We start from the raw sequence: 17,579 nt of genomic DNA, 5'->3' as shown, positions 1-17,579 counted from the left end.
GTTGTTGCCCTCGCCGGATATGTGCGCGCCGCGCCCCTTTTGGGGGCCGTCCCCCGCGTGCGCCCCGCTTCGGGGGTGCTGGGCGCCGAACCCCCCCGGCCCGCGGTCGCCCCCCGCCGCGGCCCCGGCGGCGCCGGACGGCGCCGAGCCGCCGCAGCCGGCGGTGGCGGCCAGCAGGGCCGCGCACGCGCCGAGCCCGGCGACGAGCTTTCGAGCCGACATTCACCTCTCCTGCCTGCCCGGCACCACCCCTCGGCGATCGTTCCGCTTAGAGGAACACCGGGCCACTGATGCGTCATGGTGGCATCCATCACGTGACCTGGTCAATAACTTGGTGGAACTTGACGGAACTCGACAGCCGGTGCCAACTTGAAGACGTCCGGCCCGGACACGGCGCCGGAACATGGACTTAACATTGTTCCGCTAAGAGAAACGATCAGAACCGAAGGCGGTACCGCCCATGCCCGACGCCCTGTCCGGAGTCCGCGTGCTCGACGCGGCCACCCTGTTCGCCGGGCCGCTGGCGGCCACGCTGCTCGCCGACTTCGGGGCCGAGGTGATCAAGATCGAGCACCCGAAGGGCGACCCGGTGCGCAGCCACGGCGCCCGCCGCGACGGCGTCGGGCTGTGGTGGAAGATGCTCGGCCGCAACAAGAAGGCGATCACCCTCTACCTCGGCTCCCCCGAGGGCCAGGAGCTGTTCCGCCGGCTCGCCGCCGACGCCGACGTGGTGATCGAGAACTTCCGGCCCGGCACGCTGGAGCGCTGGGGCCTCGGCTACGACGAGCTGAAGAAGATCAACCCGAAGCTGGTGCTGGCGCGGGTCACCGGGTTCGGGCAGACCGGCCCGTACGCGCGGCGGCCCGGGTTCGGCACCCTCGCCGAGGCGATGAGCGGGTTCGCCGCCATCACCGGCGAGCCGGACGGCCCGCCGACCCTGCCGCCGTTCGGCCTCGCCGACGGGATCGCCGCGCTGACCACCGCGTTCGCGGTGATGACGGCGCTGCGCGCGCGGGAGGCGACCGGCGAGGGCCAGGTCGTCGACCTGGCGATCATCGAGCCGATCCTGACGCTGCTCGGCCCGCAGATCATCACCTACGACCAGCTCGGCGAGCTACAGGCCCGCACCGGCAACCGCTCGCACAACAACGCGCCGCGCAACACCTACCGGACCCGCGACGGCGGCTGGGTCGCGATCTCCACCAGCGCGCAGTCGATCGCCGAGCGGGTGATGCGGCTGGTCGGCCGGCCCGAGTTCATCGACGAGCCGTGGTTCGCCACCGGCGCCGAGCGCGCCGAGCACGCCGACGAGCTGGACGAGGCCGTCGGCTCGTGGATCGCCCGGCGCGACCGCGACGAGGTGGTGAAGGCGTTCGAGGAGGCCGAGGCCGCCGTCGCGCCGATCTACACCGCCGCCGACGTCATGACCGACCCGCAGTTCGCGGCGCTCGGCACCATCGCGACCGTCCCCGACGACGAGCTGGGCCCGGTGAAGATGCAGAACGTGCTGTTCCGGCTGTCGCAGACGCCCGGGCACATCGACTCGGCCGGGCCGCCGCTCGGCGCGCACACCGCCGAGATCCTCGGCCGCTACGGGGTAGGCGAGGCGGAGCTGGGCGAACTGCGCGCCAAGGGGGTGGTGAAGTGACCGGGCCGGAGCATCCGCACCGGACCTGGCTGTACGTCCCCGGCGACCGTCCCGACCGCATCGGCAAGGCGCTGAACTCCGGCGCGGACGCGGTGATCCTCGACCTGGAGGACGCCGTCGCCCCGGACGCCAAGGACACCGCCCGCCGCACCGTCGCCTCCGTCCTGGCGGAAGGGCGGCCCGCCTATGTGCGGATCAACGCGCCCGGCACCCCGGACGGCACCGCCGACATCGGCCTGCTGGCGTCCGCGCCCGGCGCGCTCGCCGGGGTGCGGATCCCCAAGTGCGAGGACCCCGACCTGCTGCGCCGCGTCGCCGACGCGCTCGGCGTGCCGGTGTTCCCCGTCCTGGAGTCGGCGCTCGGCGTGGAGAACGCCCTCGCCCTCGCCACCGCGCACCCGCTCGTCGCCGGGATCTCGCTCGGCGAGGCCGACCTGTCCGCCGACCTGCGGGTGACCGTCGGCGACGCGCTGGCGTGGCCGCGCTCGCGGGTGGTCGTCGCCGCCCGCGCCGCCGGGCTGCCGTCCCCGCCGCAGAGCGTGTGGACCGCCGTCCGCGACCTCGACGGCCTGCGCGCCGACACCGCCGCCGGGCACCGGGCCGGGTTCTTCGGCCGGTCGGTGATCCACCCCGCGCAGATCCCCGTCGTGCACGAGGCGTGCGCGCCCGACCCCGCCGACGTCGCGTGGGCGCGCGGCCTCATGGACCAGCTCACCGAGCGCGACGGCACCGCCGGTGCCGCCGCGTGGATCGACTCCGCCGGCCGGTTCGTGGACAAGGCGGTCGTCGAGCGCGCCGCCTGGATCCTCGCCGTCGCCGCGTCCGCCCACCGCCCCGCCGCCCCACAGAAGGAAGGCTCCCCGTCATGACCACCCAGGACCCGCTGCTCGCGGCGGTCGCCCGCGGCGTCCGGCTGATCGAGCTCGGCCAGCCGTTCTTCACCGGCATGCCCTGCTCCCCCAACCACCCCGGGTTCCGGATGACGCTGATCCGCCGGCACGGCGACATGGAGCGCCCGGACGGCGGCTCGGCCGCCAACGAGATCATCGTGACCGGCGGGCACGTCGGCACCCACATCGACGCGCTCTCGCACGTCAGCCACGACGGCGCCCTGCACGGCGGGATCGACGCCGCCGAGGCGCAGCGCGGCGGGGCGTTCACCAGCCACGGCGCCGAGAACCTGCCGGGCCTGCTGCGCCGCGGCGTCCTGCTGGACGTCGCCGCCGTGCACGGCGTCGCGACGCTGCCGCCCGGCTACGGCGTGACCGCCGAGGACCTCGACCTCGCCGCCAAGCGCGCCGGGGCCGAGCCCGGCGAGGGCGACGTCGCGCTGGTCCGCACCGGCTGGTCGCGCAACTTCGGCGACACCACCGCCTACCTCGGCAAGGAGACGGGCGTGCCCGGCGCGACGCCGGAGGCGGCCCGCTGGCTGGCGGACCGGAGGATCGTCGCGACCGGCGCCGACACGACCGCCTACGAGCAGATCCCGGCGGGCGCGGGCCACGCGGTGCTGCCCGTCCACCGGATCCTGCTGGTCGAGTCGGGGATCTTCATCATGGAGCACCTGAACCTGGAGGCGCTCGCGGAGGCGGGGCTGCACGAGTTCGCGTTCGTGCTCGCCCCGCTGCGGATCCAGGGCGGCACCGGCTCCCCCGTCCGGCCCCTCGCGGCGGTGTCGGCATGACCGCGCCGACCCCGGTCCAGCGGCTCGCCGCGCTCGCCGCCGGCGTGCGGGCGGACGGGCTGCCCGCCGAGCTGCGCGCCGACGCCGCGCGCCGCGTCCTGGACGCCCTGGGCAACAGCCTCGGCGCGACCGGCGAGGCGCCGGCCCGCGCGGTCGGCGAGCTGGTCGCCGAATGGGGCGGCGCGGGACGCGCCACCGCGATCGGCACCGGCACCCGGCTCCCCGAGCCCAGTGCCGCCCTGCTGAACGGCACCCTCGCCCACTCCCTCGACTTCGACGACACGCACCTGCCGTCGGTGCTGCACCCGTCCGCGTCCGTCGTGCCCGTCGCGCTCGCCGTCGCCGAGGCGCGCGGCGCCACCGGCGCGGCGCTGTTGGACGCGGTGGGCGTCGGCGTGGAGATCACCGTCCGGCTCGGCATGGCCGGGTACGACAGCGCGCTCGGCAACTCGGTGTTCTTCGAGCGCGGCCAGCACGCCACCGCGATCTGCGGCGCGGTCGGGGCGGCGGCGTCGGCCGCGATGCTGTCCGGGCTGGACGCGGGCGGGATCGCCGACGCGATGGGCATCGCCGCGAGCATGGGCTCCGGGATCCTGGAGGCCAACCGCACCGGCGGGACCGTCAAGCGCATCCACTGCGGCTGGGCCGCGCACGCCGCCGTCACCGCCGCCGGACTCGCCCGCACCGGCATCACCGGCCCGCCGACCGTGTTCGAGGGACGGTTCGGGTTCCTGCAGGCGTGGTGCGGCGACCAGGTCGACCTCGCCGCGCTCACCGACCGGCTCGGCGAGCACTGGGAACTGCCCGGGATCTTCTTCAAGCCGTACCCGTGCAACCACTTCACCCACGCGGGCATCGACGCCGCGCTGCGGCTCCGCGCGCGCGGGCTCGACCCGTCCGACATCGAGGGCATCGAACTGGGCGCGCCCACGGCCGTGCTCCGGACGATCGGCGAGCCCCGCGAGGACAAGATCCGTCCGAAGTCCGGCTACCACGCCGCGTTCTCCGGCCCCTACACGGTCGCGGCGGCGCTGCTCGGCGGCGGCGGGCTCGGCGTCTTCCACGAGGACTTCACCGACGAGGCCGCCGCCGACCCGGAGCGGCTCGCGCTGGCCGCGAAGGTCCGGTGCGTGCCGGACGCCCGCTGCGACGAGATCTTCCCGCACCAGTTCCCGGCCGTCCTGCGCGTTGCGACCCGCGACGGCGCCGTCCTAGAGGAGCGGGTGGACGCCAACCGTGGCGGCCCGGGCAACCCGCTGTCGGCTGAGGAGCTGGCTACCAAGTTCCGCCTCAACGCCGCCCGCCGCGTCTCCCCGGAGCAGGCCGACCGGATCACCGAGCTGGCCTACGGCCTGGCCGACCTGGAGGACCTGAGCGCCCTCACCGCTCTCCTCACCTGACCCGGCCCCTGGTCAGGTGTGCTCCAGGATGAAGGTCGCGGTGGTGCCGGGGGCGAGGGCGCGGAAGACGTGCGGGGCGTCGCCGGGGTAGGCGACGTAGTCGCCCGGGGCCAGTTCGACGGGATCGTCCGCCGGACCGGCCAGGGCGCGGCCGGTGCTCAGGATCACGTGCTCGGTCGTGCCGGGCAGGTGCGCGCCGGACAGGTGCGGCTCCCCCGGTTCCGCCGCGACGCGGTAGACGTCGCGGCGGGCGTTCGGCGGGCACGACGCCAGCAGCGTCGCCGTGTAGTCCGCCTGCTCCGAGCGGGTGGCGGGCCCTTCGCCCGCTCGGACGACCCGCACGCCCGCCCGCGGCGGGTCGACCAGCCGGCTGAACGGGACCTCGAGGGCGCCGCCGAGCGCCCAAAGCGTCTCGACGCTCGGGTTGCCGGTGCCCGCCTCCAGCTGGGACAGCGTCGACTTGGCGATGCCGGCGCGCCGGGCCAGCTCCGTCTGGGTCAGCCCGGCGCGGGCGCGCTCCCGCCGGATCGAGGCGGCGATCTGCGCGATCAGGTCGAGGTTCCCCACGTGTTCGCTCCAGACGTCCGGGTGTTCAGTTTGACGAACACTCCTCCGGTTGTTCATTCTAATGGACGGATGTTCGGCACATCGGACTGGAGCGATCATGGAGCATCTCGGCATCCTCGCCCACAGCGCGGAGGGCGCCGCGCTGTGCTTCCGCGCCTTCTGCCACGAGGGCTTCCGCGAGCTCGGCCCCGACGACCACCCCGACGTCACGCTCGACCTGATCGCGCTCGCGCGCAGCATGCCGTCCTGGGACGCGGGCGACCACGACGCCGTCCGCGCGATCCTCGCCGAGAGCGTCCGGCGCCTCGCCGCCGCCGGGGCCACGTTCTTCGCCTGCCCTGACAACACCGCCCACATGGCCCTGGAGCGTCCCGGCGGCGACCTGGCGCTCCCCGGGCTGCACATCGCCGAGGTCGTCGCCGACCGGGCCGCCCGTGACGGACGCGCCCGCGTCGGCGTCCTCGGCACCCGCTACACCATGGACGGCCCGGTCTACCCGCGCGAGCTCGCCGCGCGCGGCATCGAGGCCGTCGTGCCGGACGCCGCCGACCGCGCCCGCGTGCACGAGATCATCTTCGGTGAGCTGGTGAACGGCGTCCTCACCGAGGAGTCCCGCCGGGAGTACGTGCGGATCATCGAGCGGCTCGCCGGGCGCGGCTGCGACGCCGTCGCGCTGGTCTGCACCGAGATCCCGCTGCTGGTCACGCCGGAGGTGTCGCCGCTGCCGACGCTGGACTCGACGCGCCTGCTCGCCCGTGCCGCGTTCGAGGCCGCGGCGGGCCGCCGCCCGATGCCGTCCTGGCGCGGCGGGCCCGCCGTCAGCGCCTGAGGGGTGCCGTCAGCCCTTGAGGCGGCGGGCCAGCGCCGGGAACAGCCGGAGGGCGTTCTCCCTGTTCACCGCAGTGTGCGCGCGCCGGTCGAGGGACGGGTCGCGGTCGAGGAGCGCCGTCGTCCGGTCCACCTCGGGACGGGTGACCTGCGGCCAGTCGGTGCCGAACAGCAGGCGCCCGGCGCCCGCGGCGGCCAGCAGGGACGGCGTCGCGTACGGCGACATCGGCATGGCGGTGTCGTAGTGGAAGCGCCGCACCGCCCGCCGGAACACCGCCGGACTCGGCCCCTCGCCCTGCCGGCCCGCGTGCTCGACGCGTCCGCCCACGTAGGGCAGGAAGCCGCCGGCGTGGGCGAGGATCACCGACAGCCGCTTGTACCGGTCGAGGGTTCCCGCGCTGATGAGGCTCAGGGCGGTGCGGGTCGTGTCGAGCATGAAGTCGGCGATCCAGTCCTCGACGCCCGGGACGGGACGAGCGTCCGCGAGCCCGGCGGGGTGGACGAACGCGACCGCGCCGCGCCGGTCCAGCTCGGCGAACAGCGGCTCGAACGCGGGGTCGCCCAGGTAGCGCCCGCCCGCGTTGGCCATCAGCAGGACGCCGTCGGCGCCCAACTCGTCCAGCGCGTACGCCGCCTCCTGGATCGCGATGTCGACGTGGAGCAGCGGCAGGTAGGCGAAGAAGCCGAACCGGGACGGGTGATCCCGCACGAGCCCGGCCAGCGACTCGTTGAACACCCGCGGGCCCGAGACGGCGAGCGCGCGGTCGCGGAACGCCTCGGACGGCGCGGGCGCCGAGGCGACGCCCGCCGCGATGCCCAGGTCGTCCATGGTGTCGAGGGTCTTGTGCAGATCCCACCGGCCCCAGTCGGGTCCGCCCTCGGGCGGCAGAAGGCCGTGCTCGATGGCCCATTCCTTCATGTCCGGCGGCAGCGCGTGGTGATGGGTGTCGATCCGCCCGTTCCGCGGGGCCCTCCCGCCGGTTCGCGCGGAGGCCGCGCCCGTCCCGACTCCCGTGACGACGGCCGCGGTCGCCACCGCCGCCGCCGTCATCACCCGCCGCCTGCTCGGGCCTGTCGTTCGCTCGTCGTTCTCGACGCGCATGCGTCTCTCCCCTGCTCTCGCCGGAGCCGCCCAAATAGGAGTATATGATAACGTCTCGGATGAGACTATATCGCGGGCGCCTAAAATCGCGGTGTGCAGACCGAACCTCCGGACCGGGCCGCGCTCGGGGACCCGCACGCCGACGACACCGCGCTGGGCCTGCTGCTCGCCTCGGCCCACCGCGCCGCCCGCGCCGCGCTCGGCGACGAGCTGCGGCCGCTCGGGATCGAGACCAGGCACCACGCCGTGCTGGCCGCGCTCGACCGGCTCGGGCCCGCCAGCCAGCGGCGCCTCGGCGCGCTGCTCGGCCTCGACAAGTCCGCCGTCGTCCGGGTCATGGACGAGCTGGAGCGCCTCGGCCTGGCCGAACGCAAGCGCGACGCCCACGACCGCCGCGCCTACGCGATCGAGCTGACGGACGAGGGGCGCCGGTGCGCGCGGGCGTCCGCGGAGACGGCGGCCGCCGTCGGCGCCCGCCTCTTCGGCGCGCTCGACCCGGCCGACCGGGCCCGGCTCGTCGAGCTCCTCACCGGGATCGCCGGACGCGCCGCCGACATTTCGACCGGCGGCGAAACGAACCGTCCCTAGATTCGGGGGCATGGCGGACACGGACCTGGTCATCACCCGGCACTCCGAGGTCGGCGCCGTCCTCGCCGACGAGCGCTTCGTCGTTCCCGTGGTGGGAGGCGGAGCGCCGCCCGGCTCGCTCGCCTGGCTGCGCGGCGCCGTCTGCCGGTTCAGCGAAGGCGCCGAGCACGAGCGGCGGCTGGGCGTCGTGACGAAGGCGCTGGAGGAGGCCGACCCGGCCGTCCTGCGGCGGCGCGCCCGCGAACGCGTGCTGGCCGGGGAGGAACCGGACCTGGCCCCGATCGCCGCCCTGGGCGAGGCGCTCCGCGTCACCGACCTGGACGCGCTCCTCGGCGCGGTGCCGCTCGCCGCGTCCGGCTACCTCACCGGGACCGGGCGGGACGGCGCGGACGCGGCCGTCGCGACGCTCGCCCGGCTGCTCGGGCCGGGACCGGACGAGGAGGTCGCCAACCGGATCGCGGTCTTCACGCAGGCCTGCGACGCGACCGCCGCGCTCGTCCGCGCCGTGCTGCCGCTGTCGCGGCGGCCCGAGGCGCGGGGATGCCCGATCGAGTCCGTGATCGCCGAGACGCTGCGGTACGACCCGCCGATCCCGGCCATGCGCCGCGTCGCCCGCGAGGAGGTCGCCTTCCAGGGGCGGCGCATCGCCGCGGGGACGACGGTGACGCTCGACCTGCGCGCGGCCAACCGCGACCCGGCGGTGTTCGCCGAGCCGGACCGTTTCGACCCCGCGCGCAGGGAACCTCCCCATCTGACGTTCGGGACCGGCCGGCGCCCCTGCCCCGGCGCGGACCAGGCCGTGCAGCTGGCGGCCGGCGTGGTGGAAGCCCTCAACGAGTTGGAGACCGTCCGATGAGCCTTCCTGAGACCTTCCACGACCTGCACCGCGGCGACCGGCCGCTGCTCCTGCCCAACGCATGGGACTTCGCGAGCGGCGCGGCACTGGTGAAGGCGGGCTTCCCCGCCGTCGGGACGACCAGCCTCGGCGTCGCGGCGGCGGCAGGGAAGACCGACGCGACCGGTGACGCGCGGGACGAGACGCTCGTGCTGGCGCGGAACCTCGCCCGGCTGCCCGTCCCGGTCACGGTCGACATCGAGGGCGGCTTCTCCAGCAGGGTCGCCGACGTCGCCGAACTCGCGACGGAGCTGGCGTCCTACGGGATCGCCGGCCTCAACCTCGAGGACGGGCGCGCCGACGGGACGCTCGCCCCGCTCGACCACCAGACCACGATGATCGCGGCGGTGAAGCGGGCCGCGCCGCAGGTGTTCCTGAACGCGCGTACCGACACGTTCTGGCTCGCCGGCGGCGACCCAGACATGGACGAGACGCTGCGGCGGGTGCGGGCGTTCGCCGACGCGGGCGCCGACGGCGTGTTCGTCCCGGGGATCGCCGCCGACGACGACGTCCGGGCCGTCGTCGAGGCCGTCGACCTGCCGCTGAACGTGCTGTTCATGCCGGGGAAGACCGGCGTCGCACGGCTCACCGAGCTGGGCGTCCGGCGGGTCAGCACGGGTTCGCTGCTGTTCCGCAAGGCGCTGGAGGCCGCGGTCGCGTCCGCCCTCGACGTCGCGGGCGCCGGCGCCGATGCCCCCGCGTTCTCCTACGGAGACGTCCAGGCCCTCGTTTCACGGTGAGAGGTCAGTGGCCGGTGATCGCGTCGGCGAGGCGGGCGAGCGCGGACGTCCGCGGGGACGACGTCGCGGACTCGCGGGCGTCCGCGGCGCGGTAGAGGGCGTACATCGCGTGGACGCCGAGCCAGCGCAGCGGCTCGGGCTCCCAGCGGCGGACGCGCCGGTCCACCCACGGCAAGGCCGTCAGCTCGGTGTCCTCGCGCAGGACGAGGTCGCGCAGCGTGCGCCCGGCGAGGTTCGCCGTGGCGACGCCGTGTCCGGTGTAGCCGCCCGCGTGCCCGAGCCCGGACGCGTGGTCCACCACGACGGTCGAGCACCAGTCGCGGGGCACCCCGAGAACGCCGGACCAGGCGTGTGCGACGCGCGCGTGCTCGGCGGCGGCAGGGAACATCGCGGCGAGCATCGACCACAGCTCGGCGACGGTCGCGGGCTGGGTCCGGCCGCCGTCGTCCACCCGCGAGCCGTAGCGGTACGGCTTGCCGCGGCCGCCGAACGCGATGCGGTCATCGGCGGTGCGCTGCGCGTACATGTAGTAGTGCGCGAGGTCGCCGAGCAGCTCGCGGCCCGCCCAGCCGATCGCGTCCCAGACCTCCACCGGCAGCGGCGTCGTGACGATCATCGAGCTGTTCATCGGCAGCCAGTCGCGGTGGTGGCCGCCGACCCCGGCGGTGAACCCCTCGGTCGCGCGCAGCACGTACTCGGCGGTGACGGTCCCGTTCGGGGTGACGGCGGCGGCCGGGGCCGTGCCGCGGCGCGGCAGGATGCGGACCACCGGCGTCCGCTCGTAGACCTCCACGCCGAGCCCGCGGACGGTCTCCGCCAGGCCCCGGACGAGCTTGGCGGGCTGCACGCGGGCGCAGTGCGGGCTCCACGCGGCGGCGGTCGCGCCCGCGACGCGCAGCCGCTCGTCGCGTTCGGCGGCGGGCAGCGGGACGAGGTCCTCCTCCGTCCAGCCCCAGTCCCGGGAGCCGGCGACCATCGCGGCGAGCCGGGCCCGCTGCGCGGGGTTGCGGGCGACGTGCAGCACCCCGCTCTTCACCAGGTCGGCGTCGATGCCCTCCGCCGCGGCGACCCGGATCACCTCGTCGACCGCGTCGAACATCGCATGCTGCAGCGCCACCGCGGCGATGCGGCCGTGCCGGGCCGCGTACCGCTCCCGCGATCCGGCGATCTCGCCCAGCACCCAGCCGCCGTTGCGGCCGGACGCCCCGAACCCGGCGAACTCGCGCTCCAGCACGACGATCTCCAGCTCGGGGCGGGCGCGTTTCAGGTAGTAGGCCGTCCAGAGGCCCGTGTAGCCGGCGCCGACCACGCAGACGTCGGCGCGGCGCGGGCCGGGCAGGCGCGGGCCCGGTTCGGGGCGGCCGGCGGGCAGGTACCAGTGGGAGACGCCGCCGTTGGCGAAGCCGGGCGCCAGCGGCGCCCGCCCGGACGAGGAGCTCATCCGCTCATACTGCTGTATTCAGCAGTCCGGACGGTAGAGGGCGACGGATTCTATGGGACGGCATCGATCCCACGACGGGATCCGAGCCATCCAGACCGGTCGGCGGCATAGTAGGACGCGCCGTCGGGACCGTCCGGGCCGCCGCGCCACGGCCGCATCCCGAGGCTCGCGGCGACCTCGGCGGACACCGCGCTGTCCGGGTCGATCTCGGCGGTGACGCGGCGCAGCCCGACCACCCCGAACGCGTAGTCCAGCACCGCCCGGGACGCCTCCGCCGCCAGCCCCTGCCCCCACCGGTCCGGTTCGAGGCTGTAGAGGATCTCCACGTCCACCCCCCGGTCGAACGGCCCCTCGTGGCCGCGCAGCCCCGCCACCCCGATCAGCGGCGCGCCCGGCCGCGGCTCCGCCGGCCCGAGCCCCCGGCGCAGGGGCCGCAGGGCCCACAGGCCGTAGCCCTCGGTGGCGAAGTCCCGCTCGCTGGTCTCGATGATCTCGGTGACCTGGACGGGCGAGATCGACGCGCCGTCGAACAGGTGCCGGCGGACGACCGGGCCGGTCCAGTGCGTCAGCAGCGCGTGGTGGTCGGTCATGCCGATGGGGTGCAGGGCGAGCCGTCCGGTCTGCAGCGTCTCGGTCATCGCGGCCTCACTCGCCGTGCGCCGGGCCGCCGGCGGCGCCGGGTCCAGGCCCGGGCCAGGGCGGGGCGGGCTCGCCGTCGGGCACGCCCACCCGGAACACCCGCAGCTGCGTCGCCAGGGCGCTGTAGTAGCCGACGAGCGTGACGAGCTCGACGACGGCGGGCCGGCCGAGGGTCGCGACCGCCTCGGCGTAGACGGCGTCCGCGAGGTCGTGCTCGGCGACCAGCTGCCGGGCGGCCTCGTGGACGAGGCGCTCGCGGGCGTCGGCGAGCATCGGGGCGCGGCCCTCGCGCAGCGCGTCGATCTCGTCCTCGCTCAGGCCGGCGCGGCGGCCGAGCCGCTCGTGCGCGTACCACTCGTAGTCCGAGCGCAGGTGCGCGGCGACGACCAGGGTCGCGATCTCCCGCTCGCGCTTGGTGAACGCGGTGCGGAACCGCAGCGCGGCGCCGAGGTCCTGCAGCGGCATCCCGACGGCCGGGCTGTACAGCATCGCGTTGAACGGGCCGAGGAGGCGGCCCTCGGCGTCCACGAACCCGTACGGCCCGCTCCCGCCGTCGGCGCGGGGGCCTCCGGTCAGGGCGTCGTACACGGCCTGCTGCTCGGCGCCGAGCGAGGCGGGCGACAGTAGGGGCAGGCGGGCCGCGAGCGGCCCGTTGCGGGGTTGGTCGTTGACGTGCTCACCGCTCACGGGGTCGATCACTCACCGCACGCTAGGCCGTCGCGCCGGGCCTCTCAAGCCCTCGTCCGGAATGTGAAACCGCGCGCTCACGGTGACGTAGCGCCCGCGTAACAGCCGCCGACCAGAGTGGACACGTCCGCACCGGACACCGGCCGGACACGGATCGCACGCGACCGGGCCGGCGGCCCGCGAAGGGAACGTTCCATGCCGTTGTTCCGCATCCGCACCGAGATCGAGGACCGGCCCGGCCGGCTGGCCCTCCTCACCGCAGCGCTGGCCGGACGCGGCGCCAACATCCTCGCCCTGTCGGTCCAGGTGGACACCGGCGGCGTGGTCGACGAGTTCCTCGTGGACGTCCCGCGCGGCGCCGCCGGTCCGCGGGAGCTGGCCGAGACGCTCGCCGCGGCGGGCGGCGCGCGCACGGCCGTCCGCCCGGCCCGGCCGCACGAGCTGGTCGACGAGCCGACGCGGGCGCTGGTGCTGGCGTCCCGGCTGCGCGCCGAGCCGCACGCGGTGCCGGAGGTCCTCGCCGAGCTGCTGCGCGCCGACGAGTCCGCCTGGGCGCGGCTCGCCGACCGCGACGGCGAGGGTGACGGCTGCGTCCTGACCGTCCCGCTGGGGCACGGGCGGGCCGTCCGGCTGCGGCGGTACGGCCTGCCGTTCACCGCGACGGAGGCGGCCCGCGCCGACGCCCTCGTCCGCGCGGCGCTGCCCGCCGAGCCGCCGCGCCCGGCGTCCCGCCGCCTGCCGCTGCGCGACGGCACGCACGTGACCGTCCGGCCGATCGAGCCGCGCGACGCCGGCGCGGTCCGCGAGCTGCACGAGCGCTGCTCGCTGGACAGCCGCCGGATGCGCTACTTCAGCCCGAAGCCGTACCCGCCGCCGCGGGCGATCGAGCGGTTCTGCGACCCGGCGCACGGCCTGACGCTCGTCGCCGAGGGACCGGACGGGTCGCTGCTCGCCCTCGCGCACCTGATCCACGTGCTCGACCCGGGCGTCGCAGAGCTGGCGTTCCTCGTCGAGGACGCCTGGCAGGGCCGGGGCCTCGGCCGCGCGCTCGCCGAACTGCTGCTGGGCCTGGCCCGCGAGCGCGGCCTGGTGGAGCTGCGCGCGACCGCGCTGAGCGAGAACGTGCGGATGCGGCGGCTCCTGACCTCGCTCGGCGGCCGGACCCGGCGCACCGAGGAGCCGTCCATCGTGGAGATCAGGCTGCGCGCGGACGGCCGCCCCGCCCCCGGCGCGCTGGCAGGATGGCGGGGTGACCGGCATCTATGACGACCCCTGGGCCTACGAGCTGGCCTGCTCGTTCCGCGACGTCGGCGCCGAGGCGGGCGCGCTGCTCGGCTGGTGCGCCGAGCACCGCCCGGACGCGGCGGGACCGGTCCGGACGGTGCTGGAGCTGGCCGCCGGGCCCGCCGAGCACGCCCGCGAGCTGGCCCGCCGCGGCCTCACCGCGACCGCGCTGGACCTGAACCCGGCGATGTGCGCGTACGCGGCGCGCGAGGCCGGGCGCGCGGGCGTCGCGGTCGAGGTCGTCGAGGACGACATGACGGCGTTCGACCTCGGCCGCCGGTTCGACCTGGTGCTGACCATGCTGGACTCCACGTCCCACCTGATGACGCTGGACGCGTTCGTCGCGCACCTGCGCCGCGTCGCCGCGCACCTGGCGCCCGGCGGCCTCTACGTGATCGAGATGTCGCACCCGCGGGACCGGCTGTCGGACGACCCGAGCGTCAGCACCGGCTGGACGGTCGAGCGCGACGGCGTGCACGCGTCCGTCCGGTGGGGCGAGCCCACCGACCTGCTGGATCCGATCACGCAGATCGCCGACGACCACGTGACGATGACGATCGAGGCGGACGGCGCGACCCGCGTCATCGAGGACGTCGTCCCCTACCGGTTCTGGACCGCGACCGAGCTGGACGCGGCGATCCGGCTCGCCGGCGGCCTGGACGTCGCCGCCCGGTACGGCGACTTCGGGACCGGCGCGGACGCGGTCGCCCTCACCGATCCCGAAGCCTGGCGCATGATCACGATCCTGCGCCCGTCCTGACTCAGGGGGTGGGCGCCCAGCCCGGCATCGGGTAGCCGGCCAGCATCTCGCGGACCTCGCCCGCGACCCGCTCGACGACCGTCTCGTCCGCCCGCGCGGCGGCCTGCACGACCTCGTCGATCCAGGCCGCGACCTGCGGCATCCGCGCCTCGTCCAGCCCGCGGGTGGTGATCGCGCCGGTGCCGAGCCGCAGCCCCGACGGGTCGAACGGCTTGCGCGGGTCGAACGGGACCGCGTTGTAGTTCAGCTCGATGCCGGCGCGGTCGAGGGCCTGCGCGGCGGGCTTGCCCGCGACGCCCTTGTTCGTCAGGTCGATGAGGATCAGGTGGTTGTCGGTGCCGCCGGAGATCAGGTCGTAGCCGCGCTCCAGCAGCGCCGCCGCGAGCGCCTTCGCGTTCGCGACGACCTGGCGGGCGTAGCGGGCGAAGTCCGGCGCCGCGGCCTCCTTCAGCGCGACGGCGATCGCGGCGGTGGTGTGGTTGTGCGGGCCGCCCTGCAGGCCGGGGAAGACGGCCTTGTCGACCGCCTTGGCGTGCTCGGCCGTCGACATGATCATCGCGCCGCGCGGGCCGCGCAGCGTCTTGTGCGTGGTCGTGGTGATCACGTCGGCGTGCCCGACCGGGGACGGGTGCGCGCCGCCCGCGACCAGGCCCGCGATGTGCGCGATGTCGGCCGCGAGCACCGCGCCGACCTCGCGGGCGATCTCGGCGAACGCCGGGAAGTCGATGGTGCGGGGCACGGCCGTCCCGCCGCACCAGATCAGCTTCGGCCGCTCCTTCAGCGCCAGGTCGCGGACCTCGTCCATGTCGACGCGCCCGGTGTCGGCGCGCACCTCGTAGCGGACGGGCGTGAACCACTTGCCGGTGGCCGACACCGACCAGCCGTGCGTCAGGTGGCCGCCCATCGGCAGCGACAGGCCCATCACCGGGTCGCCCGGGTCGAGGAACGCCATGTAGACGGCGAGGTTGGCGGGCGAGCCGGAGTACGGCTGGACGTTGGCGTGCTCGACGCCGAACAGCTCCCTCGCCCGGTCGATGGCCGCCAGCTCGATCGGGTCGACGTTCTGCTGGCCCTCGTAGTACCGCTTGCCGGCGTACCCCTCGGAGTACTTGTTGGTCAGGACGGAGCCGGTGGCCTCCAGCACCGCCGGCGACACGTAGTTCTCCGAGGCGATCAGCCGGATCTTCTCGAACTGGCGGCGGGCCTCCGCCTCGACCAGCCCGGCGATCTCGGGGTCCGCGGCCTGCAAGTGGGGGACGGCGGGCTCGTGCACGACTACCTCCGCGCTGCTCGCGCCGGAACGCGCTGCGGGCGCCCCGGCAAGGGGACCCGTACACCCAGGCGCGCGGTGTGCGGACTAGTTTCGCTCCCCGGTGGTCGTCTCCACCTTGACTGCGCCAGTCGCGTACGCGCCATCATAGCGAGCCGCCTCCCGCACCACTCGCGCTCGCAGGTCCCGGCGGGCGCGGCGGGCGCGGCCGGCGCGCGCCGGGAGCGACACCACCACGAGCCCGCCGAGCAGCAGCACCGCCCCCGCCGCGACCCGTCCCGACATCCGCTCCCCCAGCACCGCCACGGCCAGCACCGCGGCGACCAGCGGCTCGGCGAGGCTCAGCGTCCCCGCCGTCGCGGCGCTCACCCGGTGCAGGCCCGTGACGAAGAACATGTACGCGGCCGCGGTCGCGGCGACGCCGAGCCACGCCACCAGGGCCGCCGACCGGGGCGCCGCGAGCTCCGGCAGGTCCGCGAGCGTCCAGGGCAGCAGCACCGACCCGCCGGCGAGCAGCGTCACCGACACCGCCATCCCCATGCCGCCGCCGGCCGGCCCGCTCCGGCCGGTCAGGACCTTCGCCGACACCGTGTACACGCCGAAGCACGTCCCGGCGACCAGGCTGAGCCCGACACCGAGCAGGTCGACGTGGGCGTCCGCGCCCGGCGCCGTCAGCAGCGCGACGCCGCCGATCGCGCAGGCCGTGCCCGCCCACCAGCGCCCGCTCAGCCGCGTCCGGAGCACCAGCCGCTCGCACAGCCCGGTCGAGACGGGCGCGAGCCCGAACACCACGGCGGTCGCGACCGCGGCGCCCGTCCGGCCGACCGCGCTGAAGAACGACGCCTGGAAGATCCCGGTGGCGGCGGACGCGGCGGCCACCGGCGGCCACGTGCGCCGGGACAGCGCCCGGAACGCCCGGGGGTCGCGCGCGAGCTCCAGTGCGGCGAGGATCACCCCGCCGGTGAGGATCCGGGCGCCGCCGACCGCGACCGGGCTCGCGGCGGAACCGGCCAGCACCTGCGCCGGCCCCACGGTCCCCCACAGGACTCCGGCGGCCAGGACGAGCAGCGCCGCGGACGGGTTGTTTCGTCGGTCCATGCCCCCGAAGCTAGGCAGGACTGCGGCCATCGGCTCTGTGGAGCGTCATTCGTTCGGACTGGCCGGCCTACTCCGGCGGTTCTTCGGTTTAGAGGCCGCGAACGACCTCTTAGGCGTACGGTGTTCGCCCGTCGCGGCCGTCGGCCGCCGGAAGTTCGCCCTGCTCCTTCGGCTGGACGTAGTCGTACACCACGAGGGTCCGGACGTCCACGAACTCCTTGCGGCGGGCCAGGCGGTCCAGCACGAAGTCCCGCAGGTACGTGGTGCTGGGCACGGCCACGTGGACGAACAGGTCCTCGTTGCCCGTCACGACGAAGACGCCCACCGCCTCGGGCATCGCGGCCATGCTGTCGCGCGCCGACTCGATCGCCTCCCGCGACTGCGGCCGGATCCGGATCGAGATCAGCGCCTGCACGCCGCGGCCGAGCCGCTCGAAGTCGACCGCCGCGTGGAAGCCGGTGATGACGCCGCGCGAGCGCAGCGCCCGCGTCCTTTCCAGCGCCGTGGACGGGGCGATCCCCACCGCCTCGGCGAGCTCCCGGTTCGTCTGCCGCCCGTCCCGCTGCAACCGCCGCAGGATCGCCTGGTCGACCGCGTCCATGTGGCTCCCTCCCGAACTCGTCGCCGCGTCCCGAACTCCCGCGCGGAAAGTGCGCCGGAGCATCCTCCCTACCGAAGATTATTCGCTCACTCGCGGTGCTCCCGGCACGGGGCGGGAGGGACTGGTGATTTCACCGATGCCTCCCATCCGTCCGGGCGCCCACAATTGGCGGCCCACAGCGGCGGCGCGGGCCGCCCTACGGGGAGTCGAGGTCATCGTGAGCGGGGCCCATCGGGAAACGGGACGGCGCGCGCGGCGGGGGGGGCCGCGCGCGCGCCCGGCGGGGGGGGGGGGGGGGGTGGGGATCGCGGCGGGGGGCGGGCCGAGGGGGGGGGCGCGGGGGGCGG

Annotated in this window: 17 protein-coding genes, 2 pseudogenes and 1 riboswitch; of the genes and pseudogenes, 10 read left to right on the top strand and 9 right to left on the bottom strand. The window is 75.5% G+C overall.

From position 1 onward, the window contains the following. Window positions 1–222, bottom strand: a pseudogene (locus AB0C78_RS48850) (hypothetical protein); the annotation flags it as partial. Window positions 223–460: 238 nt separating this feature from the next. Between AB0C78_RS48850 and AB0C78_RS48845 the strand changes: the two are divergent. The 4 genes from AB0C78_RS48845 to AB0C78_RS48830 are packed head-to-tail and all read left to right on the top strand — an operon-like array spanning window position 461 to window position 4,732. Then, the gene (locus AB0C78_RS48845) at window positions 461–1,648 is read left to right on the top strand and encodes a CoA transferase (protein ID WP_360762116.1); all 1,188 of its coding nucleotides are present in this window, start codon (window positions 461–463) and stop codon (window positions 1,646–1,648) included. Then, window positions 1,645–2,517, top strand: coding sequence for a CoA ester lyase (locus tag AB0C78_RS48840; RefSeq protein WP_360762114.1), 873 nt, complete (start codon window positions 1,645–1,647; stop codon window positions 2,515–2,517). The genes AB0C78_RS48845 and AB0C78_RS48840 overlap by 4 nt, the downstream gene beginning before the upstream one ends. Beyond that, window positions 2,514–3,332 carry a cyclase family protein gene (locus AB0C78_RS48835; protein WP_360762112.1) on the top strand — a complete coding sequence of 273 codons (819 nt, stop codon included), beginning with the start codon at window positions 2,514–2,516 and terminating at the stop codon, window positions 3,330–3,332. Before AB0C78_RS48840 ends, AB0C78_RS48835 begins: the two co-directional genes overlap by 4 nt. After that, window positions 3,329–4,732: an MmgE/PrpD family protein gene (locus AB0C78_RS48830; protein ID WP_360762110.1), complete on the top strand. Its 1,404-nt coding sequence runs from the start codon at window positions 3,329–3,331 to the stop codon at window positions 4,730–4,732. The genes AB0C78_RS48835 and AB0C78_RS48830 overlap by 4 nt, the downstream gene beginning before the upstream one ends. 12 nt (window positions 4,733–4,744) lie before the next feature. Here AB0C78_RS48830 and AB0C78_RS48825 read toward each other — a convergent pair whose 3' ends face one another. Then, window positions 4,745–5,299 (bottom strand): XRE family transcriptional regulator, encoded by a 555-nt coding sequence (locus AB0C78_RS48825; protein WP_360762108.1) that lies wholly within the window; start codon window positions 5,297–5,299, stop codon window positions 4,745–4,747. Between the two features lie 97 nt (window positions 5,300–5,396). Between AB0C78_RS48825 and AB0C78_RS48820 the strand changes: the two genes are divergently transcribed. Further along, window positions 5,397–6,128: an amino acid racemase gene (locus tag AB0C78_RS48820; protein ID WP_360762106.1), complete on the top strand. Its 732-nt coding sequence runs from the start codon at window positions 5,397–5,399 to the stop codon at window positions 6,126–6,128. A 9-nt stretch (window positions 6,129–6,137) separates the two neighbouring features. Here the strand turns inward: AB0C78_RS48820 and AB0C78_RS48815 are convergent, their stop codons facing one another. Then, a complete protein-coding gene (locus AB0C78_RS48815) occupies window positions 6,138–7,229 on the bottom strand; it encodes an amidohydrolase family protein (protein WP_360762104.1) in 1,092 nt (363 codons plus the stop codon). A 93-nt stretch (window positions 7,230–7,322) separates the two neighbouring features. Here AB0C78_RS48815 and AB0C78_RS48810 point away from each other — a divergent pair, with 93 nt between their 5' ends. From AB0C78_RS48810 to AB0C78_RS48800, 3 genes are read left to right on the top strand one after another with little or no spacing between them, the layout of a single operon-like run. Further along, on the top strand, window positions 7,323–7,817 hold the full coding sequence (locus AB0C78_RS48810; protein ID WP_360762102.1) for a MarR family winged helix-turn-helix transcriptional regulator: 495 nt from the start codon (window positions 7,323–7,325) through the stop codon (window positions 7,815–7,817). Between the two features lie 10 nt (window positions 7,818–7,827). Continuing rightward, complete coding sequence (locus tag AB0C78_RS48805) at window positions 7,828–8,673, top strand: cytochrome P450 (protein WP_360762100.1); 846 nt, start codon at window positions 7,828–7,830, stop codon at window positions 8,671–8,673. Then, the gene (locus AB0C78_RS48800) at window positions 8,670–9,452 is read left to right on the top strand and encodes an isocitrate lyase/phosphoenolpyruvate mutase family protein (protein WP_360762098.1); all 783 of its coding nucleotides are present in this window, start codon (window positions 8,670–8,672) and stop codon (window positions 9,450–9,452) included. The genes AB0C78_RS48805 and AB0C78_RS48800 overlap by 4 nt, the downstream gene beginning before the upstream one ends. 4 nt (window positions 9,453–9,456) lie before the next feature. On the opposite strand, the gene AB0C78_RS48795 is transcribed toward AB0C78_RS48800, so the two are convergent. The 3 genes from AB0C78_RS48795 to AB0C78_RS48785 are packed head-to-tail and all read right to left on the bottom strand — an operon-like array spanning window position 9,457 to window position 12,231. Beyond that, window positions 9,457–10,893 (bottom strand): FAD-binding oxidoreductase, encoded by a 1,437-nt coding sequence (locus AB0C78_RS48795; protein WP_360762097.1) that lies wholly within the window; start codon window positions 10,891–10,893, stop codon window positions 9,457–9,459. 50 nt (window positions 10,894–10,943) lie between these two features. Then, on the bottom strand, window positions 10,944–11,531 hold the full coding sequence (locus AB0C78_RS48790; protein ID WP_151542690.1) for a GNAT family protein: 588 nt from the start codon (window positions 11,529–11,531) through the stop codon (window positions 10,944–10,946). A 7-nt stretch (window positions 11,532–11,538) separates the two neighbouring features. After that, window positions 11,539–12,231: a carboxymuconolactone decarboxylase family protein gene (locus AB0C78_RS48785; RefSeq protein ID WP_360762095.1), complete on the bottom strand. Its 693-nt coding sequence runs from the start codon at window positions 12,229–12,231 to the stop codon at window positions 11,539–11,541. A 183-nt stretch (window positions 12,232–12,414) separates the two neighbouring features. Between AB0C78_RS48785 and AB0C78_RS48780 the strand changes: the two genes are divergently transcribed. Next, window positions 12,415–13,485 carry a GNAT family N-acetyltransferase gene (locus tag AB0C78_RS48780; protein WP_151542688.1) on the top strand — a complete coding sequence of 357 codons (1,071 nt, stop codon included), beginning with the start codon at window positions 12,415–12,417 and terminating at the stop codon, window positions 13,483–13,485. Continuing rightward, on the top strand, window positions 13,469–14,263 hold the full coding sequence (locus tag AB0C78_RS48775; RefSeq protein WP_360762093.1) for a class I SAM-dependent methyltransferase: 795 nt from the start codon (window positions 13,469–13,471) through the stop codon (window positions 14,261–14,263). Before AB0C78_RS48780 ends, AB0C78_RS48775 begins: the two co-directional genes overlap by 17 nt. 1 nt (window position 14,264) lies before the next feature. Here AB0C78_RS48775 and glyA read toward each other — a convergent pair whose 3' ends face one another. The 3 genes and pseudogenes from glyA to AB0C78_RS48760 form a co-directional block, all read right to left on the bottom strand. Continuing rightward, a complete protein-coding gene (gene glyA / locus AB0C78_RS48770) occupies window positions 14,265–15,536 on the bottom strand; it encodes a serine hydroxymethyltransferase (RefSeq protein WP_360762091.1) in 1,272 nt (423 codons plus the stop codon). Between the two features lie 55 nt (window positions 15,537–15,591). Then, window positions 15,592–15,678, bottom strand: a riboswitch (ZMP/ZTP riboswitch). Window positions 15,679–15,770: 92 nt separating this feature from the next. After that, window positions 15,771–16,631, bottom strand: a pseudogene (locus tag AB0C78_RS48765) (DMT family transporter); the annotation flags it as partial. 109 nt (window positions 16,632–16,740) lie between these two features. After that, window positions 16,741–17,232 (bottom strand): Lrp/AsnC family transcriptional regulator, encoded by a 492-nt coding sequence (locus AB0C78_RS48760; RefSeq protein ID WP_151542684.1) that lies wholly within the window; start codon window positions 17,230–17,232, stop codon window positions 16,741–16,743. Between the last annotated feature and the right edge of the window lie 347 nt (window positions 17,233–17,579).

It is taken from the genome of Actinomadura sp. NPDC048394 (assembly GCF_040651755.1).
GTDB classification, from domain to species: Bacteria; Actinomycetota; Actinomycetes; order Streptosporangiales; family Streptosporangiaceae; genus Spirillospora; species Spirillospora montaniterrae.
Note: the sequence above shows the minus strand (reverse complement) of the source record. Positions and strands in the feature narration are given on the sequence as shown.

Coding starts and splice junctions, on each gene's coding strand:
- AB0C78_RS48845 (WP_360762116.1), top strand. CDS start 461: ATGCCCGACGCCCTGTCCGGAGTCCGCGTGCTCGACGCGGCCACCCTG.
- AB0C78_RS48835 (WP_360762112.1), top strand. CDS start 2,514: ATGACCACCCAGGACCCGCTGCTCGCGGCGGTCGCCCGCGGCGTCCGG.
- AB0C78_RS48830 (WP_360762110.1), top strand. CDS start 3,329: ATGACCGCGCCGACCCCGGTCCAGCGGCTCGCCGCGCTCGCCGCCGGC.
- AB0C78_RS48820 (WP_360762106.1), top strand. CDS start 5,397: ATGGAGCATCTCGGCATCCTCGCCCACAGCGCGGAGGGCGCCGCGCTG.
- AB0C78_RS48815 (WP_360762104.1), bottom strand. CDS start 7,229: ATGCGCGTCGAGAACGACGAGCGAACGACAGGCCCGAGCAGGCGGCGG.
- AB0C78_RS48805 (WP_360762100.1), top strand. CDS start 7,828: ATGGCGGACACGGACCTGGTCATCACCCGGCACTCCGAGGTCGGCGCC.
- AB0C78_RS48800 (WP_360762098.1), top strand. CDS start 8,670: ATGAGCCTTCCTGAGACCTTCCACGACCTGCACCGCGGCGACCGGCCG.
- AB0C78_RS48795 (WP_360762097.1), bottom strand. CDS start 10,893: ATGAGCTCCTCGTCCGGGCGGGCGCCGCTGGCGCCCGGCTTCGCCAAC.
- AB0C78_RS48790 (WP_151542690.1), bottom strand. CDS start 11,531: ATGACCGAGACGCTGCAGACCGGACGGCTCGCCCTGCACCCCATCGGC.
- AB0C78_RS48780 (WP_151542688.1), top strand. CDS start 12,415: ATGCCGTTGTTCCGCATCCGCACCGAGATCGAGGACCGGCCCGGCCGG.
- AB0C78_RS48760 (WP_151542684.1), bottom strand. CDS start 17,232: ATGGACGCGGTCGACCAGGCGATCCTGCGGCGGTTGCAGCGGGACGGG.